The 20,014-nt window shown below is 60.7% G+C and carries 21 protein-coding genes and 1 pseudogene; 17 read left to right on the top strand and 5 right to left on the bottom strand.

Annotation, left to right across the window (positions count from 1 at the left end):
* Positions 1-29 precede the first annotated feature (29 nt).
* Positions 30-1,514: an ABC transporter substrate-binding protein gene (locus tag QNM96_RS00730; protein WP_345782519.1), complete on the top strand. Its 1,485-nt coding sequence runs from the start codon at positions 30-32 to the stop codon at positions 1,512-1,514.
* 166 nt (positions 1,515-1,680) lie between these two features.
* On the opposite strand, the gene QNM96_RS00725 is transcribed toward QNM96_RS00730, so the two are convergent.
* From QNM96_RS00725 to QNM96_RS00705, 5 genes are all read right to left on the bottom strand, one after another.
* Entirely contained in the window at positions 1,681-1,845 is a 165-nt protein-coding gene (locus QNM96_RS00725; protein ID WP_283834087.1) for a hypothetical protein, read from the bottom strand.
* Positions 1,846-1,904: 59 nt separating this feature from the next.
* Complete coding sequence (locus QNM96_RS00720) at positions 1,905-2,060, bottom strand: hypothetical protein (protein ID WP_283834086.1); 156 nt, start codon at positions 2,058-2,060, stop codon at positions 1,905-1,907.
* Positions 2,061-2,077: 17 nt separating this feature from the next.
* A complete protein-coding gene (locus tag QNM96_RS00715; RefSeq protein ID WP_283834085.1) occupies positions 2,078-2,770 on the bottom strand; it encodes a hypothetical protein in 693 nt (230 codons plus the stop codon).
* Positions 2,771-2,972: 202 nt separating this feature from the next.
* Positions 2,973-3,701 carry a transposase gene (locus QNM96_RS00710; RefSeq protein WP_283834084.1) on the bottom strand — a complete coding sequence of 243 codons (729 nt, stop codon included), beginning with the start codon at positions 3,699-3,701 and terminating at the stop codon, positions 2,973-2,975.
* Positions 3,702-4,607: 906 nt separating this feature from the next.
* Positions 4,608-5,165, bottom strand: coding sequence for a cupin domain-containing protein (locus QNM96_RS00705; protein WP_283834083.1), 558 nt, complete (start codon positions 5,163-5,165; stop codon positions 4,608-4,610).
* A gap of 434 nt (positions 5,166-5,599) precedes the next feature.
* Here QNM96_RS00705 and QNM96_RS00700 point away from each other — a divergent pair, with 434 nt between their 5' ends.
* The 16 genes and pseudogenes from QNM96_RS00700 to QNM96_RS00625 all read left to right on the top strand — a co-directional run bounded on the left by QNM96_RS00700 (position 5,600) and on the right by QNM96_RS00625 (position 19,959).
* Complete coding sequence (locus QNM96_RS00700; protein WP_283834969.1) at positions 5,600-6,937, top strand: cobyrinic acid a,c-diamide synthase; 1,338 nt, start codon at positions 5,600-5,602, stop codon at positions 6,935-6,937.
* 83 nt (positions 6,938-7,020) lie between these two features.
* Positions 7,021-7,374: pseudogene (locus QNM96_RS00695) on the top strand (winged helix-turn-helix domain-containing protein); the annotation flags it as partial.
* Positions 7,375-7,601: 227 nt separating this feature from the next.
* Entirely contained in the window at positions 7,602-8,207 is a 606-nt protein-coding gene (gene cbiT, locus QNM96_RS00690) for a precorrin-6Y C5,15-methyltransferase (decarboxylating) subunit CbiT (protein ID WP_283834082.1), read from the top strand.
* Entirely contained in the window at positions 8,207-9,046 is an 840-nt protein-coding gene (locus tag QNM96_RS00685; RefSeq protein WP_283834081.1) for a cobalt-factor II C(20)-methyltransferase, read from the top strand. The genes cbiT and QNM96_RS00685 overlap by 1 nt, the downstream gene beginning before the upstream one ends.
* Positions 9,047-9,138: 92 nt before the next feature.
* Positions 9,139-10,056 carry a cobalt-precorrin-4/precorrin-4 C(11)-methyltransferase gene (locus QNM96_RS00680; protein WP_283834968.1) on the top strand — a complete coding sequence of 306 codons (918 nt, stop codon included), beginning with the start codon at positions 9,139-9,141 and terminating at the stop codon, positions 10,054-10,056.
* Positions 10,057-10,332: 276 nt separating this feature from the next.
* Complete coding sequence (gene cbiG, locus QNM96_RS00675) at positions 10,333-11,334, top strand: cobalt-precorrin 5A hydrolase (RefSeq protein ID WP_283834080.1); 1,002 nt, start codon at positions 10,333-10,335, stop codon at positions 11,332-11,334.
* Entirely contained in the window at positions 11,331-12,245 is a 915-nt protein-coding gene (locus tag QNM96_RS00670; RefSeq protein WP_283834079.1) for an SAM-dependent methyltransferase, read from the top strand. The genes cbiG and QNM96_RS00670 overlap by 4 nt, the downstream gene beginning before the upstream one ends.
* Before the next feature lie 12 nt (positions 12,246-12,257).
* The gene (gene cobJ, locus QNM96_RS00665; RefSeq protein WP_283834078.1) at positions 12,258-13,322 is read left to right on the top strand and encodes a precorrin-3B C(17)-methyltransferase; all 1,065 of its coding nucleotides are present in this window, start codon (positions 12,258-12,260) and stop codon (positions 13,320-13,322) included.
* Positions 13,323-13,324: 2 nt separating this feature from the next.
* Positions 13,325-13,591 (top strand): ferredoxin, encoded by a 267-nt coding sequence (locus QNM96_RS00660; protein ID WP_283834077.1) that lies wholly within the window; start codon positions 13,325-13,327, stop codon positions 13,589-13,591.
* Complete coding sequence (locus QNM96_RS00655; protein ID WP_283834076.1) at positions 13,588-14,322, top strand: cobalamin biosynthesis protein; 735 nt, start codon at positions 13,588-13,590, stop codon at positions 14,320-14,322. The genes QNM96_RS00660 and QNM96_RS00655 overlap by 4 nt, the downstream gene beginning before the upstream one ends.
* Before the next feature lie 54 nt (positions 14,323-14,376).
* A complete protein-coding gene (locus QNM96_RS00650; RefSeq protein WP_283834075.1) occupies positions 14,377-15,597 on the top strand; it encodes a CbiX/SirB N-terminal domain-containing protein in 1,221 nt (406 codons plus the stop codon).
* Positions 15,598-15,609: 12 nt separating this feature from the next.
* A complete protein-coding gene (locus tag QNM96_RS00645) occupies positions 15,610-15,978 on the top strand; it encodes a DUF3209 family protein (protein ID WP_283834074.1) in 369 nt (122 codons plus the stop codon).
* A 2-nt stretch (positions 15,979-15,980) separates the two neighbouring features.
* Positions 15,981-17,261 carry a PQQ-binding-like beta-propeller repeat protein gene (locus QNM96_RS00640; protein WP_283834073.1) on the top strand — a complete coding sequence of 427 codons (1,281 nt, stop codon included), beginning with the start codon at positions 15,981-15,983 and terminating at the stop codon, positions 17,259-17,261.
* A 216-nt stretch (positions 17,262-17,477) separates the two neighbouring features.
* On the top strand, positions 17,478-18,641 hold the full coding sequence (locus QNM96_RS00635; RefSeq protein WP_283834072.1) for a hypothetical protein: 1,164 nt from the start codon (positions 17,478-17,480) through the stop codon (positions 18,639-18,641).
* Positions 18,638-19,156 (top strand): hypothetical protein, encoded by a 519-nt coding sequence (locus tag QNM96_RS00630; protein ID WP_283834071.1) that lies wholly within the window; start codon positions 18,638-18,640, stop codon positions 19,154-19,156. The genes QNM96_RS00635 and QNM96_RS00630 overlap by 4 nt, the downstream gene beginning before the upstream one ends.
* A 53-nt stretch (positions 19,157-19,209) precedes the next feature.
* Positions 19,210-19,959, top strand: coding sequence for a hypothetical protein (locus QNM96_RS00625; RefSeq protein WP_283834070.1), 750 nt, complete (start codon positions 19,210-19,212; stop codon positions 19,957-19,959).
* Positions 19,960-20,014: the final 55 nt, after the last annotated feature.

Raw genomic sequence — 20,014 nt, 5'->3', positions numbered from 1 at the left:
CCGGGCTCGGTACAGCTGCGGTTGGATCCATCGCAGGCTGTTCGTCCGACACTGCGCAATCTTCGACCATTCGGATTGGAGGGACATATATTCCGGAATCCATCGATCCGGTCGATCACGGGGGTGGACCGCTAGGGCAAATTGGCGTCTATGAATCACTGTGTCGCGTCTCCCCTGAACTAGAAATCCAGCCACAGCTAGCCACTGACTGGACAGTAACTGACGACAACCGAACCTGGACGTTCGACATTCGAGATGACGTGCAGTTCCATGATGGGACAGATCTAACCGGCAAATCAGTCGAACACTCTCTGTCCAGAGCGTTTGCTGAATCGAGTCTCTTGTCTCCGCTACCCGTTGAAGAAGTCGCCACAACGGATAGGTACGAAGTGCAAATCACGACGACCACCCCATTCTCACCGCTCCCGTCGTATTTATCACATCCATACGCCTCAATAATTAGTTCGGATTCAACGACTGATTCGGGGGAGTTTGAGGAACCGGTCGGAACCGGACCGTACGTCTTCGAGTCCTGGCAGATGAACGAGAGGCTCGTCGCAACGAAGAATTCCGACTACTACGAATCGTTGCCCCAAATCAATCGGGTTGTCTACGAGGGAATCCAAGACAGCCAAACGAGCGTATTCAGTCTTGAAGCGAACGAACTCGATATTTCATACAACCTTTCAGCGTCGGCCCTGGAAGACTTATCGGAAAACGATGACGTGGAACTCAGTATAACGCCGACTACTAATAATCGTTTTTTGGCATATAACGTTCGGAGGCCACCGTTCGACGACGTCCGGGTCAGGAAGGCAGTCAACCACGCGATCGATATGCAAACAATCGTTGAGACAGTTCTTAGCGATCTGGGAAGTGCCGCTGTGGGACCGTTCGATCCATCAGTGAGCGATTGGGCGAATACGTCCCTCGAGCCGTACGAATACGATCCTGAACGAGCGAGAGCCCTGTTGGAAGATGCCGGTTGGGAGGCTACCCCAGAGGAGGGCACCCCCCGTCAACGCGATGGGACTCCCTTCGAGATCGTGCTCCGAACCTACACCCGGCAACCCGAATTGGAACTCATTTCGGAGGTAATTCAGGACCAACTCAGTGAAGTGGGGATCGATATCGAGATACTCGTGACCGAGGTAGCCGCGATCCAAGAAGACATGGAGGCAGGCGAGTTCGATGTAGGTCTGTGGTCGTACAACTTCTTTTGGGTAGCAGACCCGGATCGTGCCATGACGTTTTACCACTCGACAGATTCACAGATACATACGGGTTACGACAACCCGGAGGCCGACGAACTGATTGAACGAGGGCGACGTGTGACAGACGTTGAAGAACGAAAAGAGATATACGACGAACTGCAGACGATCGTACACGATGATACCCCGCTGGGAATGCTAACATACAAAGAAACTGTTTCGGGAACTCGAAACCGAGTGAAGAATTTCGATGTCCATCCGACAATGTATACCCACGGACTTCGGAACCTCCGGCTCCAGTAAACGAGAGTGAGATCACCAAGGGGAGTCTAATACGGTACTCACTCTCTGAGTTCGTCTATCCGGGTCAACAGCCCCCCTCAGCGGTAGATCCACGGATCGACTTGGTATCGGTGCGGAGTTCTCCGCTTTACTTGCATGATCTGATTCGTGTTCCGGCGACGGCGCATCACTCGTCCTGTCTGTGTTCGCGCAACACCGCCGACACCGTCTTCGAGACCTCCTCGAGCGCGACGTCGTTCGTCTTTCTGAGTTCGCCGTCTCGGGCCTCGCTAATGTGCTGGAGCGCTTCTCGAAGGTGATGTTCGGTTTCGTCTTCTGGTTCCTCGGTCATCGTGATTGAAACAGTCGTAACCGATCGGTTCCCTTACGTTCGTCGGTAGTGCGAACCGGTCACACGAGCGCGTCTCGAACCGCCGCCGTCCGTTCGGCGAACGTCGCGTCGTCGAGTACCGGCGTCGCTGTTCGTGGCCGAACGGCGTTCCGGCTCGAGAGCGGCGCTCGACACGATTTATGCCTTGCAACCTCGATGATTGTGCGAGGGGGCACTTCATCGGCTGTCGATTTCAGTTTCCCTGCTTGAATTCCGTTTCGTCAGTCGATGTCCATCCGAATTCGAGCCACGCGACGCCGGTGGCGAACAGAACCATCCCGATCACATCCGCCAACCCACTCCCGTGAGCGACGATGGCGATCGGTGCGCCACCGAGTAAGACGAGGGGGACGAGCGGGGCACCCGAACGGCGCAGTACAACGCCGATAGCGACGACTGCGAGAAGGATTCCGATGGTCCCGAGTAGGGCCAGTACCCCGACCACCCCGTTTATCGGCTCCGTAAAAATCACCTGAAGGACGGCTTCGACGCCCTCCTGCTGTTCGGTGGAGAGGTTCTGTGACTCTCGGAGGAGGATTCCAGTTGCGATGCCAGCGATCGATTCGAACGCGATGTAACAGACGAGGTATCCCGCGATTCCGATCCGTCCGATGGTCGCAGTGGTGCCCCGATAACCGGCCAGAAGTACGTAGAGGACGACTCCGAGCAGGCCAAAGAGAGGCAAGAGGAGGATGTGAATGTAGAACCACGTGTCAGCAACCGGTTCGAGATTGGAGTACACCTCTTCGCCAGCGGCCGGATGAAACCACAACACCGCTGCGAGTGCGATCGGGGTGCCCAGAAGGAGTAGCCACCGACCGACGAGTTTTAGAGAAGCAGTCGGTCCAGCGTCTTTTAGCGAACCCACAGGTTGTTTAATTGTCATGTTTGCGAACATTTACTGCCAAATACTATAAAACGTTTCGGATATTTATCCAAGTCCCTCGTAACCGTCGGATCCACGGTGGAGTCAAGCGAGAGACTCGGTACTGTATCGGGACGATTACTGTAACCAAGTGAACTACCCCACCCTACTCACTCGCCGCTACCGCGGCTCGTTCCTTGAGGGTACCGTGAGATCGACGGTCTCACGGACCATGCGAACGGGCGCTTTGCGCCCGTGAGCAGATGGGGCTTTCTGTGTCAACGACGGTACTTGCAGGAATCACGTCTCTAGACGAGCTAGAGCGCGACCCCGCAGAGGTTCCAGTCTCAGCGGGCGTTGATTCGGCCAGTTCCTGACCTAATCCTAACTCATCTTCAACCACTCCCAGTTCGAGCAACCCAAGACGCTGTACCTCAAGAGCAGCGTTCTGGTCACGGTCCGTCTCAAACCCGCACGATGGGCACGAATGCTCTCGAGCCCACAAGGGTTTTTTCGACTCCACACCACACTGTACGCATCGCTTCGTCGTTCCTTCAGGTGGAACAAGTACGACATAGCAGCCGTTTTTCTCGCCAAAACGTTCGAACGTTTTCAGCGTCTCATACCACGACATCGACGCGATGTTCCGACTGTTCCCGTTCTGCTGCATCATACTGCCGACATTCAGGTCTTCAAGGAACACCGCGTCGTATCGTTGCGTGTATGCGTTGGCAAGGGCTTCGCGATACGCTCGACGCTTGTTCGATAACCGCTCGTATGCTCGTGCTAAGCGTTGGCGGGCCTTGTTCCAGTTGTTCGACTCGTGTTCCTTGCGAGACACGGATTGATGCCGCGTCTCGATGCGTTCTCGGTCTACAGTCTCATCCAACGGAGAAAACGCTCGCCCGTCCGAATCGTGGATGAACTTCGTGATACCGAGGTCTATACCCACGGTATCCTAACGTCAATGTCTTCGACAGCAGGTTTCTCAAGATAGTCAGCCTCGTATTCAACGAGGATGCTAACCGTCCAGTCACCTGTTTTCTGCTTTTTCAGGATGACTTCCTTGATGTTAGCGTCGCTTGGGAGTGGTCGGTGGAAATTCAAGTGGAACGTCCCGATTTTCGAAAGTTCTACGGTCGCGTGACCAGATCAACCCGTGTTACTATCCACGTCAAAGCCAGACTGGTTATAGCAAATGCTACGGTATTCTCGCGGTGCTTTCCACTTGAGTTTACCTACGTCGAAGCCGCGTTCTTCGAGCGAGTCGAGGACAGTTTCACTGTTTTTGATTCGTCGGACTGCCATTTGTAGGCATTTCGAGTACACACTGCTCCACTCTGTCCACTTGCGCTTCCACTCAGGAAGCTTGTTCTGTATCGTGGTGTACGATGGTTTGTTGTAGTCTGGAGCGGGTTTGTACTCTTGTGTGAGCGCGTGGTTGTACACTTCGCGACAGGTTTGAATTGCGCTCTACGCACTCTCGGCAGTCGAAGTGTCCTCGGGCTCTGCTGTGTATTTGAACGCTTCTTCGACCACTGCTTATTGAATAGAATTGTTGTCACTTGAAGATTTTTTATTAGACGGAGGTGACGGCTGTATCCCCGCTTACTCGCTCCCTACGGTCGCTCCTTAAGGACGGGGACTTAGCCTGTAGAAGAGGGTGTCATAGAACTCTTCCCACAGTGTTGATTACATTCACTATTTCAGTGAACTGACCAATAAGTAGGTATGCGAACTTAACGCGCTTACTTCCATCAGCTAATAGAGATGTTGAGCGAGCCCTGCTGAATATACAGCGCGAATGTGGCACGAACTGGGTTCGATCTCCGAAGGGGGTGAGCGGAGGAATGGGCTATCAGCACTCGACCGGCTCGACCCACTCCGTCGCTGGCTCTCCGTCGGGGATCCCGAGGAAGGTGACGTGTGCGAGCGCGCCGCTCTCGCTGTCTGCCTTGTGGACGTGGCCGGGGTCGATCCACGCGTCACCCGCCGAGTACGTCCGCGGGACGCAGTCGTCTTCCATCGTGTGCTCGATTTCGCCCTCGATCATGCGGACGATGGACATCCCGGGGTGGCGGTGCCACCCGGACTCCGCGCCCTCCTCCCACGTCGCCTCGGCGAGGATGACGGTCGAGGCGTCGTCGAGGTCGACGACGATCGGTTCGTCAGCGTCGTCGTAGGTTACTTCGAACGTCGCGGCCACGCCGTCGGTGAAGGATGCATGCTCCTGGAGGACATCGACCTCGAAGCCATGAGGTTCGTCTACCTCAACCTCGTCGTCGTAGTCGTCCTCCTCGTCGTGTTCGTCGGCGGCCGCTGTTCCGCTCAGAGCGAGTGCCCCCGCCGCTGCAGCGCTGGCTTTCAGGACTGTTCTCCGCAGGATACCATCCGCTGGATTGAGTTTTCTGCTCATGATCTCTCGTGCCTCCTGACTGCTCAGAGGTACCCCTATACACGTTCAGATAGCATATATAGATGTCACTCTGAAAAGATTATTGACTGTCAGATAGGGCGGCGCATCGTGGCCGGTCATCGGTCAGTTCGCATATCTATGGATCGGCTGATTCAGCGCAATGCGATTGGAACAAACGAAGCCGGTTTGCTGAACTCATCCTCTATATTCAGCAGGAAATTTTTGGCAGGTTCTGTATGACCCGATGGACGCTCCGGTAACTACTCGTCCTGTACTTACCGTTCGTCGGGTAGTCGAAGATAGGTATGCGAACCGTTCTATGACACCCTCTGTAGAAGTTTAAACGGACAGTCGCCCATTATACCGAACTCGCTGGCGCTATCGGCGGCGTCACCGACGGATTCAAGTTCGGTTGTCCGAACGCAACCACAATGATGAACGGATTCGTCCTCGGCGGCGTCAGTTCCGGCGTCGGGAAAACGGTCGCCACCCTCGCAATCGTTCAGGCCCTCGAGGATGCGGGCCACGAGGTCCAGCCCGCGAAAGCTGGCCCGGACTTCATCGATCCGAGTCACCACGAAGCGATCGCGGATCGGCCCTCGCGAACGCTCGATCTCTGGCTCTGTGGCAAAGACGGGCTTCGTCGGAATTACCACCGCGGCGAGGGAGACATCTGCGTGGTCGAGGGCGTCATGGGCCTCTACGACGGCGACGGCTCGAGCACCGCCATGGTTGCCGAAGCGCTCGACGTGCCGGTCGTGCTCGTCGTCGACGCCAAGGCGGGGATGGAAAGCGTCGCGGCGACGGCGCTCGGCTTTCGCGAGTACGCGGACGCGATCGGTCGAGATATCGAAGTTGCGGGAATCGTCGCCCAGCGCGCCCACGGCGGCCGCCACGAGCAGGGAATTCGGGATGCACTCCCCGACGATCTCGAGTTCTTCGGGCGGATTCCCCCGAAGCCGGACCTCGAGATTCCGGATCGGCATCTCGGTCTCGAGATGGGCGGCGAAGCGGCGCTGCCGAGAGAAGCGCTCCGGGAAGCCGCGGAGACGCTCGAGGCCGAGCGGTTGGCCGATGTTGCGAGCGAACCGCCCGAACCCGAAACTTCCGCCGCCGAGATGGTTGCCGGCACAGGAAGATCCGAACCGTCGGTCGACGCCCGAATCGCCGTTGCCGACGACGCCGCTTTCTGTTTCCGGTATCCTGCGACTCTCGAGCGCTTTCGCGAGCGGGCCGAACTCGTCACGTTTTCGCCGCTTTCGGGCGATTCGGTTCCCGACTGCGACGGCGTCTATCTCCCCGGCGGCTACCCCGAACTCCACGCGTCGGAACTCGAGTCGGCGGGAACGCTCTCCGAACTCGGGGAACTGGCGAGCGACGGACTGCCCGTGCTCGGCGAGTGTGGCGGCCTGATGGCGATGAGCGAGTCGCTGACGACGGCCGAGGGCGAGACGAGCGCGATGGCCGGCATTCTCCCCGCCGAGGTGACGATGCACGACCGCTATCAGGCGTTGGATCACGTCGAACTCGAGGCGATAGACGGGACGCTGACAGCAACCGCCGGCGAGACGATTCGAGGCCACGAGTTTCACTACTCGAGCGCCGACGTGGCGGGCGACGCCCGCTTCGCGTTCGAAACGGTTCGCGGGGACGGCATCGACGGCGACCACGACGGGCTAATCGAGTACGAATCGCTCGGCACGTACGTCCACGTGCATCCAGAAAGCGGGGCGTTCGATCGGTTCCTCGAGTCGGTTGGAAAGAACAGTTAATCGCTACTCCCTACTTGGGCAGATCGACCCAACCACTCTTTATTGACTCTCTGTAAACTGTAAACTGTAAACAGTGGTTGCCCATGTCACGCACTTCAAATCGGACTAATGGCGGCGTCATACGCGACTTCCTCTCGGTCGCGGGCCTCCTCGAGGAGCCCCAGTGAGCGCGATTGTACGCGTATATCGCTCGAGAGGGAGAAACGACCGTCCAGGAACTCATGGACGCCCTCGACCTCGCACAAGGAACGGCCTACACCTACGTGAACCGATTGGTCGACGCCGGCATCATTCAGGCGACGACCGACGAGCAACCGCGAACGTACGTCGCCTGGGAGATCGACCTGACCGTCACGGCAGGTAACGACGCTCACGAGTACACGATTACCCCGGCACTGATCGACGCCGTTGGGCGCCGCACAACCGACGAGGACATTTCGGTTCATTAAAGATCTCCTTGAGCAATCCGCTCCTTGGTGAGGTCTCTTATCGGACCATGAGGATCAAGAGGAGATACTCCTCGCTTACTAGTAAAATTCGGTCCGCGATACAGTCTTCGGAGAGTTACCAACAATACTTTCCCTAACCAAACTCAAACTGAGCAATGCAGATTGTTCTATACCAAACAAAATTGTTTTAGGGATGGCTTCTGTTCCATCCGGTGATGCCACCCATCGCGCTTCCACACGATGCGAAGGCCGGGCCGACGAAGTCGGAGGTCCGCGCCGTCGTCCAATCGAAGCTCGCCTTAGAGCCCGAGGACCACTTCGCGGAGGTCGGCTCCTGTACGGGAGCGATCACTATCGAAGCGGCCCAACAAGCCGGGCAGGTAACTGCCCTCGAGCGGAAAGTAGAACGCCTCGAGACGACGGAGAAGAACCTCGCGGCGAACGAGGAGTCGATCCGAGCTAATGTCGAGCTCCGAAACGAGGAAGCGCCTGCAGGGCTCCCCGACGACGCCGACGCCCTCTTTCTGGGCGGGAGTCGGAACTTCGAAGCTGTCCTCGATCACGCCGTCGAGACCGAAATCGATCGCGTGATCATGAACGTCTCGAGACTCGAGGTCGCCGGTCGCGCAACGGAGGCGTTTCGAGAGCGGGACCTGCTCGAGGAGGTCGTCCAGTTTCAGGTGAGCCACGGTTACGAACTCGCCGGGGCGACGAGTTTCAATTCGGACAATCCAGTTTACATGCTGGTCGGGAGTGCGACATCCGAGGAGGGGACCGACGATGCCGAAAAAGTGGCTGCTGACGGAGGGAGCACTCGCTGATGACGCTCTACGGAATCGGCCTCGGACCCGGCGAAGCCGACCTCGTGACGGTTCGGGGGAAGCGGGTGCTCGAGGAAGCGGACGTGGTCTACTCGCCCGGTCGGCTTTCGCGGTCGGTCGCGCTGAACCACGTCGACGAGTCGAAGATCGGCGATCTGGACTTTCCGATGACCAAAGACGAAGAGAAGCTCCGCTCGGCCTGGAAGGAGGCCGCGGCAGAGGTCGCTCCTCGAGCCAGAGAGGGTGACGTCGCGTTCGTCACGCTCGGCGATCCGAACGTCTACTCGACGTTTGGCCACCTGCGACGGACGATCAACGCCTTCCACGACGACGTGGACCTCGAGATCGTTCCCGGCGTGAGCGCGGTGACGGGCTTTGCGACCGCGATGGGAGTCGAAATCGAGGCCGGAGCCGGCCTCTCATTGCGGGAGGCGGCGGACGGGGCGAGCCCGACCGGGCCGGATCGGATGATCCTGTTCAAGGTCACCGACGCGCCGGCGACCCACGAGGGGCTCGTGGAGGCCGGCTACGACGTGACCTACGGCCGACGGCTGTTCATGGAGCAAGGCGAGACGCTGATCACGGACGATCCCGCGGAAATCGACGAACGGGACTACTACACGCTCGCCTACGCCGTGAAGGACGATCTCGAGATCGAGTCGGCGACGGCGGCATTCGAGACCGACGGTACTGACGAGACGAAGGGCACGGACGAACCGACGGAGGAGGGCGAGGAATCGGCCTCGAGCGGCGAACCCCTCGCCGACGGCGGGACGACGGAGACGATGGAAAGAGAGCGCGCCGAGGGCTGTGCCCAGGGCGATTGTGGAGGTCACTGAATATGACGGATACAACTGAAACTGACGAGACGAACAAGACGGACTCGACGGTCGAGACGGCCGAGACGGGCGGGACAAGCGAAGCTGCCCGGATGGACGCGACCGTGGCGACGGACGGCGGCGACCCCCAGCAGGCGATCGACGCTCAGGGCGAGCGCCGTCGGGAAGAACTGGACGACCGAATTTTCGACCACAGCGCGGGAGACGACCAGGAGGGCGTCCCCTTCGTCGGAGCCGGTCCCGGTAACCCGCGACTCCTGACCGTGGCCGGGAAGGAACTGCTCGAGGAGGCCGACCTCGTCGTCCACGCCGGCTCGCTAGTTAACAGCGAACTGTTGGACGAGTACTGCGCCCACGCGGAGCTGGTGAACTCCGTGGGGAAGGACCTCGAGGAACTCATCCCGTTGATGCGTGACTCCTACGAGGACGGCGAGAACGTGGTGCGGCTCCACAGTGGCGATCCCGCGATCTACGGGGCCGCCTTGGAGCAGATGGACGCGCTGGAACACGAGGGCGTTCCGACGTACTTCGTTCCCGGCGTCACGTCTGCGTTTGCCGCGAGCGCAACGTTGCGGACCCAACTGACGTTAAACGAGGTCTCGAACCACGTCGCGTTCACCCGGCCGCAAGGCAAGACCCTGACCGAGGAGGAAGACCACATTTCGGAGTTCGTCGAGATGGGCGACGTGACGACCTGCATCTATCTGGGGACCCACGCCGTTCGGGACACGATGGATCGCCTGCTCGAGGACGATCACGATCCGGAGACCCCGGTCGCGGTGATCTACCACGCCTCTTGGCCCGACGAGGACGTGATTATCGGCTCGGTTGGAACTATTGCCGATAAAGTCGAGGAAGCCGGCTACCGGGCCTCCGCGCTGGTCGTTATCGGTGATGCGGTGACGGGAGCGGGCTACGAGCGATCCTTCCTCTACGGTGACTGGGCTAATAGGGGGTCATCTGGGAGTTCGTCCGAGAACACGAGCGAACCGGAGGCGAGCGATGACTAAGCGACGGCGGACACGGTACCGCGAACACGGAGAAAGCCCCCAACCCCGTCGACTCGGGGGGCTCGCTGTGCGCCTCGGTCGCTCGCTTCGCTCCCTCCCTGCGGTGCTTGTTCCGCGAGACGCAGGGCGTCTCGCTGATCCCTCGCTCACTTCGTTCACGAGGGCTTCGCCCGCCTTCGCCGACGGGGCTGGCCCCTTTCAGTCCCACCCCCGCGGTGGTCTGGTCGGGTCGATAGCACGTGGACAGGACGATTTCGGTACGAGAGAGGTTTTAATATGAGTTCAGGAACTGAGAACGCGGACGGGACGGACGACTCGAGTTCGAGTACAGATTCCGGCGGTCACTGTTCGACGGCCGATTCGGACGGCGAGGTCGCCGAGGAGATCGCGATTATCTCCTTCGGTCGGAAGATGGAGACCGCAGAGGAAATCGAGGCGGAGATCGGCGACCGCTACGAGAGCATCGACATCATCGAGTACCACGGCGACGTCTTCGAGGAGCAATGGGGCGAGTACGACTGCTTCATCGGCCTGATGGCTTCCGGGATCGCGATGCGAAAGACGGCCCACCTGCTCGACGACAAGTGGGAGGATCCCGCGATCTGCGTCGTCGACGAGGAACTTACCTGGGCCATCCCGATCACGGGCGGTCACCACGGCGCGAATCAGGTCGCACAGGATCTGGCGACGATGGGCGCGGTTCCGGCGATGACCACCGCGAGCGAGGCCGCCGGCAAGCAGGGCGTCGAATCCCGCGCGAAGGCGATGGACGCCCACGTGGTCAACGGCGACTCGACGGTGAAGACCAACCTCGCCGTGCTCGACGACAATCTCGGTCCCGTCGCACGGCTCGAGGGGCCGAAGGCCGTCCTCGTCGGCGACGATGTGACGGTTCTCAAGCGCAACAAGGACGACGGCATCGTGCTGGGCACCGGAAGCGTCTCGGGCGCGAGCAAAGATGCGTTCCTCGCCGCTTGGGAGCAGGCGCTCGAGGAGACCGACTACGACTTTGAGGACGTCGAGTTCGTCGGCACGGCCACTCGAAAGGAAGACGAAGAAGGACTGCTCGAGGCCGCGGACGAACTCGATCTCGGCGTGGTCGTCTTCGACAAGGAGACGCTCCTCGAGCACGAGGGGCCGACGCCTTCGCGCTCGAAGGACCTGATCGGCTGGCCGGGCGTCTCCGAGGCCAGTGCGATCGCCGGCGGAGCCGAGAACGAACTCGTCCTCGAGAAGCTCGGCTACGAGAACGAAGTCACGGTGGCGATCGGCAGATGAGCGGCGCTGAGAGCACTGCGGACGAAGCGGGTTCGGGAACCCCTGACGAGTACGGGACCCTCTACGTGGTCGGTATCGGTCCCGGCCTGCCGGATCACATGACCGCGAAGGCCAAGGCGGTGATCGAGTCCGCCGACTGCGTGATCGCCTCCGATCTCTACCAAGCGTTCCTCCGGGACGACGGAACGCTTCCGCCGGAGGAAGCGGTGGACGACGACGGAATCGCGACTCGTGAAGATGGCACCGCAGCGCGAGCCGAAGACGATCGCGAGGATGGCTTCGAACAGCAGATCGTCCGCTCGACGATGGGCCGCCAGATCGAGCTGGCGAAGGAGGCGTTCGATCGCGTTCGAGACGGCGAGGACGTCGCCCACGTGTCGGGTGGCGACCCGTCGGTCTACGGCAAGTCGGACCTGATCTTCCTGATGGCCGAAGAGGAAGACGCGAACGACATCCCCGTCGAAATCGTCCCGGGGCTGACCGCAGCGCTCGGCGGCGCAGCAAACGTCGGCGCGCCGCTGTGTAACGACTTCTGTACGATTTCGCTTTCGGATAAGTGGCGCGGCTGGGACGAAATCGAGGAGAAGCTCCGGGCCGCGGCGATCAGCGGCTTCGTGATCGTCCTCTACAACTGCTGGCGAAACTACGAGAAGGCGGTCGATATCGTCCGCGAGGAGCGGACCGACGACGCCTACGTGGCCATCGTCAACGACGCCGGCCGCGAAGACGCCGGCCGGAACGGCGAGGACCACTTCATCACCAGCCTCGGCGAGGCGACGGCTCACGACGACAAGGTCTCGGGCATGGGAACCTCGCTAATCATCGGCAATCACGAGACCAAGACCTGGGAGAACGACGACCGAACGTACCTCGTCACCCCCCGCGGCGGGCGTGACGTCGACAACTTCTAACACTAACAGCCAATGAGTACTGACACCAACGCGGACGAAACCGAATCGGCATCCAACTGCGGCGCATCGACAACCGAGACCGAAGAGACGTCCTCGAAGTGCGGCGCGAGTTCCGAATCCTCGAGCGACTCCGAATCCGCCTCAAGCTCGAAATGCGGGGCGTCTTCGTCTTCCTCGAGCGGCTCATCATCCGACTCCTCGTCATCGGGCTCGAGTTCCAAGTGCGGCGCAAGCTCGAACTCTTCGAGCAAGCAGGAGAAAACGGACGAAAAGGTCGGCTCGACGGTCGAGGACTTCGAGGGCGATCCCGGCCAGCTGATCGCGGTCGGGCTCGGCCCTGGCCATCCGGAGGGGATGACCGAACGAGCGAAGACCGCGCTGCTCGAGGCCGAGCACATCGTCGGCTACACGACTTACATCGACCTGATCCCCGACGAGATTACCGAGGAGGCCGACGAGCTGTACGACACGCCGATGTGCGGCGAAGTCTCGCGCACGGAGGAGGCGATCGACCGCACGCTCGCGGGCAACGACGTGGCGATCGTCGGCAGCGGTGACCCCAACGTCTACGCGCTGGCGGGGCTCGCCCTCGAGATCATCGAGTCCAAGGGTGCGACGGCGTCGATGCTTAACTTCGAGGTCGTCCCCGGCGTTCCAGCGGCCCAGTCCTGTGGAGCCCGTCTCGGTGCTCCCCTCGTGAACGACACCGTCTCGGTTTCGCTCTCGGATCATCTGGTTCCGATGCCCGAAATCGAGTCGCGACTGCACTCGGTCGCGAGCGAGAGCTTCACGATCACAATCTACAATCCGTGGAGTCGCAAGCGCCGCGAGAACTTCCAGAAGTGCTGTGAGATCTTGCTCACCCACCGCGACTCCGACACGCCCGTCGGCATCGTCCACGGCGCGGGCCGCGAGGACGAGCAGGTGATGATCACCGAACTGGGCGAACTCGAAGAGCTAGGCGAAAGCGAGATCATCGACATGACGACGACCATCGTCGTCGGCAACGAGGAAACCTACGTCTGGGACGACCGGATGGTCACGCCTCGCGGCTACGAGACGAAATACGACTACTGACCATGCCGGCCTACGAGATCACCATCGAGAAGGACGCCTGCGACGGCATCTTCGCCTGCCTGACCCGCGATCCGCGATTCGTCGAGGGCGAAGACGGGCTGGCGACGATCGATCCCGACGCGGATCCAATCTACGACTGCGAGGGCGAGGTGACCGACACGGACGAGCGCGTCGTCGCGACGTTCGACGACGACCGGATCGACGAGGCCCAGCAGGCCGCCGCGGCCTGCCCAACCGACGCCATCATCGTTCGCGAGGTGGGCGAATGAGCGACGCCGTCTCCGGATCCGACGGCCAATCGCTCGAGATCGAGGTTCCCGCCGACCCCCTCGCGAGCCATCCCGCGTCGGCGTACCTCTGGGGCCATATCGCCGGCAGCGGAGACGTCGGTGACGACACCGTCGAAGTCGTGACCAACGACGAGGCGTCCGCGAACGTTCTCGCAGCCATTGCTGGCGGCGAAATCGATCACGAAACGAACAGCCGCGAGTACGCCCACGACGCGTCGATCACCAGAACCGAAGACGAGTACACGCTCGAGATCGGCTCGAGCGAGACGGCCTCCGGTGACACTGTTAGGGAGACGGACGACGCCCTCTTCGGACGGCGTTCGACGCTCGGCCTTCCCGTCGACGGGCGCGGAAACTACCGCTTCTCGGCGTTCTCGAGTCACGAGCGGGAACTGCTTCGGGGCATTCTCGAGGGTTGTGGAACGATCTGTTTCAAATCGAAGAGCGAGACTGTAGGTATCTCGTTCGTTCACGACGACGAGGCGCTTCTCGAGTTGACTCGAGAGCTGATCGAGGACTGCCCGATTGAGGCACCGATGGGCGAGCTCTCCGAGACTTCTTCGGGCGGCTACTGGTTCGGCGTCGACGACGCCGCCGCTCCCGAGTTCGGCACGTGGCTCTACGAGGACTGCGAGGAGACCGGACTCTACGCGCCGAGTCGCGAGCGAAAGTTACGGAAGAGCCTCGAGCAGGCCGAATCATACGACTGAGGACTGCGATACGCGACAGGGGTTGACCGACGACTCATCCGGAACGCACCACCTATGAGCAAAACCGACGACACCGCGTTCGCCTTCGACGACGAGGCCGTCCTGCTGGTCGGCCACGGCTCGAGGCGCGAGCGCTCGAACGAACAGGTTCGCGAACTGGCGGCCGACCTCGAGTCACGGCTCGGGATCCCCGTCGACGCGGCGTTTCTCGAGTTGGCCGAGCCGGCCATCGACGAGGCGTTCGAGACGTTATCCGCGGTGACGAGTCAGATCACCGTCGTCCACTGCTCGCTGTTCGCCGCGAGTCACGTCAAAAACGACGTACCGCTGGCGATCGATCAGGCTCGAGCCGCCCACGATATCGGGATCAACAACGGCGCGCATCTGGGGATTCACCCGGCGATTCTCGATCTGCTCGAGGACCGCGCTGGGGCCGTCGAACGCGAGCTGGGCGTCGATCGCGCCGCGGACGACGTCGCGGTCGTCCTCTGTGCGCGGGGTTCGAGCGATCCGGACGCCAACGGCGACGTACACAAGCTGGCCCGACTGCTCTACGAAGGTCGGGAGTTCTCGAGAGTCGAAGCGTCGTTCGTCGGCGTGACGGAACCGCGACTCGAGGAATCCCTCCATGGGCTTTCGAAGCACCGACCCGATGCCGTCGTGGTCCTCCCGTACATGCTCGGCGACGGTGTGTTGACCCAGCGCGTACGCGACTGGACCGACGAGTTCGACGCGGACTATCCCTACGTCGAGGCGGCCGCTGGCGACCCGCTCGGCACGGACTCGAGACTGCTGGACGTCTTCGCGGATCGCTGGCAGGAAGCCAGAACGGACAGCGTCGAAATGTCCTGCGATACGTGCAAGTACAAAGTTGATCTCGAGGGCTACGAGGAGGACCGGGGCGGCGCTCGAGCGATGTTGCGGGCGCTGGCCCACCAAGAGAGTCACGCGGACCGCGAGAACGTCGACGACGACCCGCACAGCCACAATGCGCCGGGAAAACACGTCGCCGTCTGCACGAATCGAACCTGCTCGGAGATGGGCTCGCCGGCCGTCCTCGAGCGCCTTCGACAGGAGGCTCGAGACTCCGAGCACTGCGACGCCCGGATAACCAGATCGTCGTGTCTCGGGCGCTGTGGCGACGGGCCGATGGTCGCCGTCTATCCCGACGGAATCTGGTACGGCGATGTCGACGCGAGCGACGCGGATCGAATCGTTTCCGACCACTTAGACAGGGATCGCATCGTGAGCGATCTCGTCGATCAGACGTTGTAATCTATTCATATCATGAGCTGTTACGAAATCGAAGCGCTGAAACTCGGATTGATGAACGTCCTCGGCGTCGGGGACCGACACGCCCGCGAACACGCGGAGAAAGACCTCGAAGGCCACCTCGAGGGACCCATCGAGGCGCTGACCGAAGCCGAAAGCCTCACCGAGATCGAACGCCATCTCGACGCCGCGCTCGTCGATTTGGAGGAGACGGTCGCGACGATGGACGAGGACGATCCCGAATACAACTATACGCGGGGCCGTCTGCTGGCCGTTCGCGACGCCGAGCGCGCCGTTCACCGACTAACTGAGCAGGGCGAGAGCATCTTCGAGGGACTCAAGGACGCCCACGACTTGCTCCACGAAACGTTCCCGGAGGAGTGAGTATGGCGGCAAACAAACAGAAAGGGTCGGGGACCTTCGAAACGCAACCACTGGGAGACATCGAGAGCGCCCGGAGTCGGCATATGTGGACTCGATCGAGCGTTCACGCGACAGGCTCACTCGTCATTGCGGGCGAGTGGGACGGTACCGTCACCGCGTTCGACCGCGACACGCTCGAGGCGCAGTGGTCGGTCGACCACCCCGAACACGCGGTCGGCCTCGAGACGCTCGGCGATTCGCTCGTCGTCGCCGGACGCGGCGAAACGGGAACGATCGCATCCTACGACCTCGAGACGGGCGAGCGGGAGTGGTCCTACGACACGCGCGAAGACGTCGGAGAGGCTTCGAGGGAGAGTATCTTCTACCTTCCCTACGTCGTCGGCCTCGAGTCGGGTTCCGTAGGAAACGACGAAGGCGCAGTCGCCGATCAGACGGAGCCCGCGCTGTACGCGGCCGCGCGGCGCTACGAACGCGACGGAGAGCACCGCGAATGGTACAGCACCGTCTACGCGTTCGACGCCGACGGAACGGTTCGTTGGCGCTACGAAACCGACGCGTCGCCGATTTCGATCGACCTCGACGACGCGGGAGAGCGACTCGCCGTCGGCTACAACCGGTGTATGGGTGTACACGACAACGGACTGGTCGTGCTCGAGACCGATACCGGGTCGCCGAGTTGGACCTGGGATCCCGGGACCGAAGGCGACCGACGCGTCGGAGACGTTTCGTTCGACGGCGACCGGATCGCCGTCTCGAGTCACGGCGACAAACGGGGGTACCTTCTGGGACCCGGCGGTGCCGAACTGTGGCGCGTCGACCTCGCGACCGAGACCGAAATCGACGGCGAGACGCTGTACGCCTATCCGAACCACGCCCACGCGAACGACGGCCGCGTCGCGTTCGTGACGGGGAACACCTACGCGATCGAGAGTCGAGAGACAGAAAATCGCCATCCGAACGAACACCGGATCGCCGCCTTCGACGCCGATGGGAACTCGCTCTGGGATGCGAACGTCGGCGGGTTCATCCACGGCCTCGAGGCGGTCGGCGAGACGATGGTTGCACCCTGTGCCCAGAACTTCCGAGTTCGAGAGCCGGACACACACGGTGTTCGATGCTTTTCGCTCGATGACGGCGAGCAGAGCCTCGAGCAGTTCGAAGGGATCGCGACCGCGGCAACCCTTCAGGAAGGAATTATCGGCGCAATCGAGGAACCTGTCGAATATCACGACGAAGACCGAACGCGAGGGGAGTACGCCCTTCGCGTTGGTTCACTCGAGTAACGACAGTGTGTGGCAGAAATGGGATTCGAGCAGAGTGAAGTTACCTGAAGGGATCCGTCGATCGGAGACAGATTCGTTTCGTCCGCTACGAGTACCCGTTCACGATCTCATTACCTATCGACATCGCTAGATTATGGCGTTCGTCCGAGTGGCCCCAACGGACGCACACGCAAGGGAAACCACCACAACGATCTTTCTCGTGTATGTTCTCGTATAATGACAGACGGGTTAACCGGTGATGGCTTCGAGGATCGTCCGGACTCCGGATGCGTCGGTGCCACCTCGAGCCATCACCACGACGAACGACAACCGGCGAGGAGAGTGATGACCGATGGCGGTCAGGCGGAAATTTCCCAAGAAGGCGACAAAAACGAAGGATCGGAAACCGATGGAGAGACCGCCGAGTCATCGACTGAGTCAGAAGAGACATCCACAACAGCGGACGACGAATCCGAGGACGGCGGCCAAGAGGATACACAAGCAGACGAGTCAGACGGTGCAGACGGAGAGTTGGACGACGAAGCGACGGCGGAGCCGGGAGACGAGAGTGAAGAGAGTGAGACTGACGACGACGAATCTACTGATGCGGACGACTCCGACGAGGATGAGGGTGAAGGCGATTCCGGCGAGGACGCGGGTGGGAACGATTCCGACGAGGATGAGGGTGAAGGCGATTCCGGCGAGGGGGACGAGGAGGACGAATACCACGTCGAGGACGCCGATGACGTGTACGAAGGCGACGACGCCTCCGGCGTTCTCCACCTCGATCTCGACGGCCTGTTTCTCGACCTGCTCGGCCTCGAGGTCAACCTGAATCCGGTCACGCTCGACGTGTCGGCTCGCCCAGGCGAGAACAACCTGTTAGGGAACCTGTTATCCGCCGTAACGGGGCTCCTCGACGGTCCCAAGGCGATGCTGAGTGGGATTCTCGACAAAGCGAAATCGCTACTCGAAAAACCAAAGGCGCTGCTCGGGTCGTTGCTCAAGAAGCCCAAACAGTATCTCGGTAGCCTCTACGGGAAGGTGACGAAACGGCTCAAAAGTCTGCTCGGGAAGCCGAAGGCCTTCTTCAGTAGTCTATTCGGCAGTTTATTCGGTACCGGGGATGACGGCGAGCAGGAGGATGACGGCGAGGAGAGCGACGAAGACGAACCAAGCGAGGACGAAGCGTCCGGCGGTCGGCTCGCGGCCGCTGGCAAGTGGCTGAAGGAGAAACTCGTCGGACTCGTTCCAGGTCTCCCGATCGAGGACCTCGTTGCGACGATCGTCAGCGAAATCATCCGGCAACTGGCCGAACAGATCGAACCCCAGAACAGTCAGGACGACTCGAGTGAACAGTCCCAGTCCGAATCACCAGCGCAAGCAGAATCCCAATCATGAGTGAACAATCAGTAACCGAGCGAATCGACTACGAGAAAATCACGGAAAACATCGATATTCAGGAACTTCTCGAGGGAACCCAGTGGGAAGGCGAAATCGGCGAGGACGAACCGCTCGGCGAGGCGCTGGGAAGACAGATCGGTGCGTTCGTCGGACGAAAAATCGGAGAGTCCGTCGGTCGGACAATCGGTGGACTCGTCGTCGAGCAGTTGGTGAGTTCCGACGAGGCGGAGGAAGAAGACGCCGAGGAGGAAGCGGACGATGGGGAGAGCGATGACGAGGATGAAGCTGAAGACGAGGAAAGCGATGATGAGGAAGCCGCCGAGGATGAGGAGGAATCCGGAGCGGAGAGCGAAGGCAATGGGGAATCTGAAGACGAGGACGCAGAATCCGAAAGCGAGCAATCGGGCGACGAGGATGAGGACGAGCAAGAAGACGAGAACCAGCAAACGGACGAGGAAACCGGTGACGACGAAGAGGAAAGTGAGAATGATCAGGAGTCCGAGGAGGAGTAGCCCGATGGGAGTGGATCACCCAGCCGCGATCGGAAAGTATCGGGGTGGTCCGGATGAGTGACGGGTCGGATCTGAAACAGCTCGTCGCCGACGAAGTCAGCGAACAGATCGATGTTGCCGATCTAATCGGCGGCGGGTCGCTCGAGGACAGTATCAACGGCGACGAGATCGGGGCATCCGTCGGTCGCGAGTTCGGCGACAGAATCGGCCGCGAACTCGGCGGTGCGATTGGCCGCGAGGTTCACGAAACGATCAGCGAGGGACTCGAGGAAGAAAAAGACCGTTCGGAACTCCGCTCCGAGCTCACGTCGGCGATCAAAGACGCCTTCACCGAAGCTCTCGAGGATCTCGAAGCCAGTGATTCTGTGGCCTCACTGGCGAAGGGAATCTCCGAAGGGAGTAGTCTCGAGGATGTCCTCGAGAGCGAGGAGGATGAGGACGGCGGGAATGGTGAGACGGAAGAGATGGATGAGGATGGCGGGAATGGTGAGACGGAAGAGATGGATGAGGACGATGCAGTTGACGAGAGTGAAGAGGACGGTAAAGTAGCGGACGAAGACTCAACGACCGACGATGAACAGGATAGCGACGAGGGTGATGAACCCGATGCTGGCGACCTCGAGGGGCTTCGCAAAGAGACTCTCGAGCAGTTCCTCGAGATCATGTCGTATTCGGATCTCCAGTCGGTTGCCAAAGACGTCGGCGTGAAAGCCAACCTCAGTCGCGAGGAGATGACCGAACGGATCGTCGAGACCGTGTCCGAATCGGACGACGAGTTTGCGACGGTGTCGAACGGGGGCTAAGTACGGACCTCGGCACGAACCCACGACCAACACAAACCATACTGAAACATCGGGT

It is taken from the genome of Halostagnicola sp. A-GB9-2, from assembly GCF_030068615.1.
Taxonomy (GTDB): domain Archaea; phylum Halobacteriota; class Halobacteria; order Halobacteriales; family Natrialbaceae; genus Halostagnicola.
The sequence above is the reverse complement of the archived record's forward strand: the minus strand, read 5'-3'. Positions and strand labels throughout refer to the sequence as shown.

Coding starts and splice junctions, on each gene's coding strand:
- QNM96_RS00725 (WP_283834087.1), bottom strand. CDS start 1,845: ATGACCGAGGAACCAGAAGACGAAACCGAACATCACCTTCGAGAAGCG.
- QNM96_RS00660 (WP_283834077.1), top strand. CDS start 13,325: ATGCCGGCCTACGAGATCACCATCGAGAAGGACGCCTGCGACGGCATC.
- QNM96_RS00630 (WP_283834071.1), top strand. CDS start 18,638: ATGAGTGAACAATCAGTAACCGAGCGAATCGACTACGAGAAAATCACG.
- QNM96_RS00645 (WP_283834074.1), top strand. CDS start 15,610: ATGAGCTGTTACGAAATCGAAGCGCTGAAACTCGGATTGATGAACGTC.
- QNM96_RS00655 (WP_283834076.1), top strand. CDS start 13,588: ATGAGCGACGCCGTCTCCGGATCCGACGGCCAATCGCTCGAGATCGAG.
- QNM96_RS00625 (WP_283834070.1), top strand. CDS start 19,210: ATGAGTGACGGGTCGGATCTGAAACAGCTCGTCGCCGACGAAGTCAGC.
- cbiT (WP_283834082.1), top strand. CDS start 7,602: ATGCCACCCATCGCGCTTCCACACGATGCGAAGGCCGGGCCGACGAAG.
- QNM96_RS00650 (WP_283834075.1), top strand. CDS start 14,377: ATGAGCAAAACCGACGACACCGCGTTCGCCTTCGACGACGAGGCCGTC.
- QNM96_RS00670 (WP_283834079.1), top strand. CDS start 11,331: ATGAGCGGCGCTGAGAGCACTGCGGACGAAGCGGGTTCGGGAACCCCT.
- QNM96_RS00635 (WP_283834072.1), top strand. CDS start 17,478: ATGACAGACGGGTTAACCGGTGATGGCTTCGAGGATCGTCCGGACTCC.
- cbiG (WP_283834080.1), top strand. CDS start 10,333: ATGAGTTCAGGAACTGAGAACGCGGACGGGACGGACGACTCGAGTTCG.
- QNM96_RS00685 (WP_283834081.1), top strand. CDS start 8,207: ATGACGCTCTACGGAATCGGCCTCGGACCCGGCGAAGCCGACCTCGTG.
- cobJ (WP_283834078.1), top strand. CDS start 12,258: ATGAGTACTGACACCAACGCGGACGAAACCGAATCGGCATCCAACTGC.
- QNM96_RS00705 (WP_283834083.1), bottom strand. CDS start 5,165: ATGAGCAGAAAACTCAATCCAGCGGATGGTATCCTGCGGAGAACAGTC.
- QNM96_RS00700 (WP_283834969.1), top strand. CDS start 5,600: ATGAACGGATTCGTCCTCGGCGGCGTCAGTTCCGGCGTCGGGAAAACG.
- QNM96_RS00640 (WP_283834073.1), top strand. CDS start 15,981: ATGGCGGCAAACAAACAGAAAGGGTCGGGGACCTTCGAAACGCAACCA.
- QNM96_RS00715 (WP_283834085.1), bottom strand. CDS start 2,770: ATGACAATTAAACAACCTGTGGGTTCGCTAAAAGACGCTGGACCGACT.
- QNM96_RS00680 (WP_283834968.1), top strand. CDS start 9,139: ATGGACGCGACCGTGGCGACGGACGGCGGCGACCCCCAGCAGGCGATC.